This window comes from Sulfitobacter sp. UBA4523 (assembly GCF_002388305.1).
Taxonomy (GTDB): Bacteria; Pseudomonadota; Alphaproteobacteria; order Rhodobacterales; family Rhodobacteraceae; genus Sulfitobacter; species Sulfitobacter pontiacus.
Window position 1 is genome coordinate 44,072 of sequence record NZ_DGMH01000054.1, and the last position, 4,156, is coordinate 48,227.

The window sequence follows — 4,156 nt, forward strand, 5'->3', positions numbered from 1 at the left end:
AGCGCTTCGCCCCGCCAGCCGCCCGCCGGTTTGATATAGCCGTAGCGCAGCAGCAAATAGGGGCCCAACACCCACCAGAAATAAAGCTCCGACGGGATATTGCGCAGGTGGTGACCGCCGAAAAACCCGGTCCCGACAGAAACAAACGCGTGTCTGGTGATCCTGGAGTGGTTCGGCATGAGGCCGACAAAATGCCCGCCGACACTGTGACACAGATGTGTAAGCGGCAGACCCGGTGCCGCCTCCTCCAGCGCATTTAGGGCGGCGGGTGCGTCAAGCCGTCCCCAGTCAGGATAGTCGATCCCGGATCCGGCCAGATCCTTGCCCTTTGATCCCCCAATCCCCCGATAGTCATAGGTCAGGACAACGGCACCTTGGCGGGCCAGATACATCGCGAGGCCCGTATAAAACTGACGCGGGAACCCCGTGCCGGCCGAGATCAATACCGCGATTTTGGGCGAAGGTGAGGTATAGATGTCTGCCTCCAGCTCCCATCCATCGGTGGCGGCGAAGCGGATCGTCGTTTGGGTAATGTCTTCAGTCATCGGCTGGCCCTTTCTTCGGCGGGGTAGGGCCGTTCACAATGCCGTCCGCATTGTCTGCCAGATGCGTCAGAAACCGTTCAATAATGGCCTGTTCCTCAGCAGGAAAAGGCGCAAGTAGCGCCGCGTTGAACTGGCTTATTTCGCCCGCGCCCTGTTCAAGCACCGCGCGGCCCGACTGTTCAAGGTAGACGTGTATGACGCGGCCATCCACCGGCGACGGTGACCGCCGCACCAGACCCTTTGCGCACATGCGATCCACAAGACCGGTCAAGCTCGACTTACCCATAGCAAGGGTCGAAGAGAGGTCACTGATGGGCTGTCCGTCCTTTCGCGACAGGATCAACAGCACCGCTAGCTGTGATGTTGTAAGCCCTATCTTGTTGCGCGTCCGGCGGTCGGCAGCGCGAAAGAGCGCTGAATGTGCGATCTGGAGCTTGTGGAAAACCTTGAATGTATTGGCCATAAATCAATTCACATATGAACTATTTTGTTCGTATGTGAATTAAATGCACCCGACAACATGTACCGCGTCACAGACAATGGTGACGTTACGACACGGCCGCACCCTGCGGCACCGCGACGGCGAACAGGGCTTTTTGCTGCCTACTCGGTCAACTTCTGTGCCTGAATGATCTGGTCGGCAAGCTTGGCGAGATCATGTGAGGTAAAGTCAGGTTCCGGTACGCCGGGCACGTGCAGGATGCTGTTATGTGGCCGCGCGATAAAGGCACCGCGGCACCCCACGGACTGCGCGCCGATGGTGTCCCAGATATGACATGCGACCATGCACAGGCTTGAGACATCGACGCCCAGACGGTCGGCAACCATCTGATATGTCGACGGATGTGGTTTGAAGTGACCGACCTCGGCCACGCTAAAGTGGTGGTCAAAAAGCGCTGCGATGCCGGCTTTTTCAAGGGGTGTCGGCGCGGGGGATGGGGCGGAGTTCGTCAGGGTCACAAGCGTGAACCCCGCGTCGCGCAATTTGGTCAAGGCCGGGGTCACATCGGCATGGGCGGGCATCGATCCAATCAGTGACTTCAGCTCGGATACGTCGCTATCCTGAATGGCGATGTTTCTATTGTCGCCAACCATCCGCAGAACACCACCTGCCAGATCGCCGAAGGGAACATAGAGCCCGGACAAGGTCACTGTTTGCGAGTACAAGATCAGCTCTGGAAACCATTCGCGCAGGACCGCGGCATTGCCGAACACGCGGTCAAAGAACGGCTCTAGCGTCGCGATATCCAGAAGGGTTTCGTTTACGTCGAAAACAATAGTCGAAAAATCTGTGCGGTCTGGCATGGGGGGGGCTTTCTGAGCGTGCTACTTTTCGGCAGCATTCATCAAAGTATTTGAACGCAATGGCGGGTACGTTTCACAATTGCACCCATGTCATTGCTTCGTCAAACTATGCGCGAGGTCAGCCGTCGGTCCCCATTTCGGGCAAGCGCAGCAATCGGGTAAGGCAATCGATATGAAAAAGGTCACTGCCAAAGATGTTGCCGCCCGCGCGGGCGTTTCGGTGTCCGCCGTGTCGCGCGCGTATCGGGGGAATGCCCCGATTGCCGAGGAGAAGCGCAAAGCGATCTTTGCTGCTGCCACGGCGCTTGGATATGTGAGCAAGGTTGATCAGGTGTTGGCCAAACAATCCAGCAACACGATCTCGATGGTGTTGAGCGAAATGCGAAACCCGTTCTATCCCATTGTGATGGACGAATTGACCCGAATGCTACCGGGGCGCGGGCTCAAGGCGATTATGCATGTGGTGCCAGCGGCCGAAGATGTGGACACGATGATCCGTCAAGTCATCGACTTCCGCACGCAGGGGGTCATTCTGGCAAGCTCCACAATCACCTCCGGGCTGGCGCGTGCCTGTCGTCAGAACGGAATTCCCGCCGTGTTGCTGAATCGGGTACAGACCGACAGTACCATGATGGCGGTGTGCTGCGACAATTATGGGGGCGCGCGAACGATAGCGCGGCGGTTTCTGGACGGTGGCCGACAGCGCATCGCCTTTATCGGTGGGCGGCGTGATACCTCGACGCATCTGGAACGCATGCGAGGGTTTCGCGACCAGTTGGAAGAGGCCGGACGCGAGATCGCTGTGCAGTTCGACGGCGGGTTCAGCTACCGCCAAGCCTATGCCGCAGCGCAAGAAATGTTGGTCCAGCGTCCGATGCCGGACGCCGTGTTCTGCGCCAATGACATCATGGCGATTGCCATGCTTGATGCTGCAAGAAACAAAGGCATCTCGGTCCCCGGTGATCTCGCTGTGATCGGGTTCGACGACATTCCGATGGCGGCGTGGGAATCCTACCGGCTGACCACAATGCGCCAGCCACTGCGCCGCATGCTGGATCAAGCGGTCGATATTATATTAAGCGCCGAGAGCTATGTCGGGACCGGTGATATCCGTGTTTTGGCGGGTGAACTCCAAGAACGTCAAAGCGGGTAGTGAAATTATTTCATTAACGCAGACAGGAATTGCATAGCGGCTATGCACTGTGGCTAACCTCCGTTCGAACGTCCCTATCGGGATCGTTTCATGATATTTGGAGGATACCCATGAAACTACGCAACTTCGCTGTCGCCGCTGCACTGTCCCTTGCCGGGCTTGGGGTGGCTTTGCCTGCTCAGGCTGAAACGCGGCTCGCTTTCGGTGCGACCAATTCGCAAAGCGCGCATTATGCCTATTTCGCCTCGCTCGCGAAAATCATCAACTCTGCCTATCCGGATGCCTATCAGGCGTCGGTCGTGGAAACGGGTGCTACGGTCGATAACCTCAAACGCATGGCGCGCGACCAGCTGGATATCGGGCTGATCACGACGTCGACGCTGTATCACGCCTACAATGGCATCAAGAGCTTTGACGGCAAGCCGATCGAATCCAAACTCCTGTGGGCCTATTCTCTGGCACCTCAGAACGCAGTCGTTCGCCGCGATTCCGGTATCGAGAAACTGTCGGATATCGACGGCAAGAAGTTCGGACCGGGCATGCGTGGGTCGTCGACCGAGGCCACGGCCTTGGCTGTGTTCGACCTGCTGGAAATCTCGCCCGATTGGGTGCGCGGGACCAACAGTGAACAGGCCAACGCCATCAAAGACGGCCGTTCCGAAGGCTTCGTCAAAAGCGCCGTGGGAACGTCCTTCGATGCGCTTACCACCGATATCGCGGCCTTCACGCCGCTGACTGCGCTTGGCATCGACGACGCGCAAGAAGCCAAGATCCGCGAAGCGCTGCCGGAGCTTTCCATCGTGGACATGCCGGGCGGCGAGATGGAGAACACAGGCCCTTACAAGGTCTGGGGATTCATGATCGGTGTCTCTGCGCGCCCCAATATGGACGACCAGACGGCCTATGACCTGACCAAAGCCGTGATGGAGAATATGGACGAGCAATCCGCCGCTTTCCCGACGGTAAAAGGCTTGAACCTGCCAGAGCTGACCCTGCAATACGCAACCAGCCCGCTGCATCCGGGTGCCATCCGCTACTACGAGGAAATCGGCCTGACCGTGCCCGCGCGCCTCAAGTAAAAGACCTGATCTCAAAAGGGGCGGCGCGTGTCGCCCCTCTATTTACCATTTTCGCCAAGGTGCCGTGATGAATC

At 58.1% G+C, this 4,156-nt stretch carries 5 protein-coding genes; 2 read left to right on the forward strand and 3 right to left on the reverse strand.

Annotated features, from left to right (window positions below):
- The 3 genes from B3849_RS13545 to B3849_RS13555 all read right to left on the reverse strand — a co-directional run.
- The coding region (locus tag B3849_RS13545) for a serine aminopeptidase domain-containing protein (protein WP_286780290.1) at nucleotides 1–545 on the reverse strand (545 nt) is incomplete at its 3' end.
- Complete coding sequence (locus tag B3849_RS13550) at nucleotides 538–1,008, reverse strand: MarR family winged helix-turn-helix transcriptional regulator (protein WP_286780291.1); 471 nt, start codon at nucleotides 1,006–1,008, stop codon at nucleotides 538–540. The genes B3849_RS13545 and B3849_RS13550, both read right to left, overlap by 8 nt.
- Nucleotides 1,009–1,148: 140 nt before the next feature.
- Nucleotides 1,149–1,850 carry a haloacid dehalogenase type II gene (locus B3849_RS13555; protein WP_278426019.1) on the reverse strand — a complete coding sequence of 234 codons (702 nt, stop codon included), beginning with the start codon at nucleotides 1,848–1,850 and terminating at the stop codon, nucleotides 1,149–1,151.
- A 172-nt stretch (nucleotides 1,851–2,022) separates the two neighbouring features.
- Between B3849_RS13555 and B3849_RS13560 the strand changes: the two genes are divergently transcribed.
- Both B3849_RS13560 and B3849_RS13565 read left to right on the forward strand, forming a co-directional pair.
- A complete protein-coding gene (locus B3849_RS13560; RefSeq protein ID WP_168592877.1) occupies nucleotides 2,023–3,003 on the forward strand; it encodes a LacI family DNA-binding transcriptional regulator in 981 nt (326 codons plus the stop codon).
- Nucleotides 3,004–3,113: 110 nt separating this feature from the next.
- Entirely contained in the window at nucleotides 3,114–4,082 is a 969-nt protein-coding gene (locus B3849_RS13565; RefSeq protein ID WP_168592878.1) for a TAXI family TRAP transporter solute-binding subunit, read from the forward strand.
- Nucleotides 4,083–4,156: the final 74 nt, after the last annotated feature.

What these genes read in the sequence shown, in the direction of transcription:
- B3849_RS13560 (WP_168592877.1), top strand. Translation starts at nt 2,023, where the DNA reads ATGAAAAAGGTCACTGCCAAAGATGTTGCCGCCCGCGCGGGCGTTTCG.
- B3849_RS13555 (WP_278426019.1), bottom strand. Translation starts at nt 1,850, where the DNA reads ATGCCAGACCGCACAGATTTTTCGACTATTGTTTTCGACGTAAACGAA.
- B3849_RS13565 (WP_168592878.1), top strand. Translation starts at nt 3,114, where the DNA reads ATGAAACTACGCAACTTCGCTGTCGCCGCTGCACTGTCCCTTGCCGGG.
- B3849_RS13550 (WP_286780291.1), bottom strand. Translation starts at nt 1,008, where the DNA reads ATGGCCAATACATTCAAGGTTTTCCACAAGCTCCAGATCGCACATTCA.